Consider the following 911-nt stretch of genomic DNA (forward strand, 5'->3'; position numbering starts at 1 on the left):
TCTCACTTGAATGCAGTCCAGCGCTCCTTACGGTACACCTTCAACCCGCATTCAACGCTCCCCTACCCCTGATGCAAGCATCAAGCCATAGCTTCGGTGGTGTGTTTAGCCCCGTTACATTTTCGGCGCAGAGTCACTCGACCAGTGAGCTATTACGCACTCTTTCAATGGTGGCTGCTTCTAAGCCAACATCCTGGTTGTCTGTGCAACTCCACATCCTTTCCCACTTAACACACACTTGGGGACCTTAGCTGATGGTCTGGGCTGTTTCCCTTTCGACAATGGATCTTAGCACTCACTGTCTGACTCCCGGAACTAAATCTATGGCATTCGGAGTTTGACTGAGCTTGGTAACCCTTGCGGGCCCCGCACCCAATCAGTGCTCTACCTCCACGATTCTTCTTTCCGAGGCTAGCCCTAAAGCTATTTCGGGGAGAACCAGCTATCTCCGGGTTCGATTGGAATTTCTCCGCTACCCCCACCTCATCCCCGCATTTTTCAACATGCGTGGGTTCGGGCCTCCAGTGCGTGTTACCGCACCTTCACCCTGGACAGGGGTAGATCACCCGGTTTCGGGTCTACGTCCACGTACTCAAGTCGCCCTATTCAGACTCGCTTTCGCTGCGGCTTCAGCTCTTCACCTTAACCTTGCACGGGAACGTAACTCGCCGGTTCATTCTACAAAAGGCACGCCATCACCCATCAATAGGGCTCTGACTTCTTGTAAGCACACGGTTTCAGGATCTATTTCACTCCCCTTCCGGGGTGCTTTTCACCTTTCCCTCACGGTACTGCTTCACTATCGGTCGCCAGGGAGTATTTAGCCTTGGCAGATGGTCCTGCCGGATTCATACGGGGTTTCACGTGCCCCGCACTACTCGGGATCCGTCTCGGAGAGAACAAGTTTTGAA

At 53.3% G+C, this 911-nt stretch carries 1 rRNA gene; it reads right to left on the reverse strand.

The window, feature by feature from the left end:
• Positions 1-911, reverse strand: a 23S ribosomal RNA gene (locus NLX78_RS26345); the annotation flags it as partial.

It is taken from the genome of Paenibacillus sp. Lou8.1 (assembly GCF_024213565.1).
In the GTDB taxonomy this organism is placed as follows: Bacteria; Bacillota; Bacilli; order Paenibacillales; family Paenibacillaceae; genus Paenibacillus; species Paenibacillus polymyxa_B.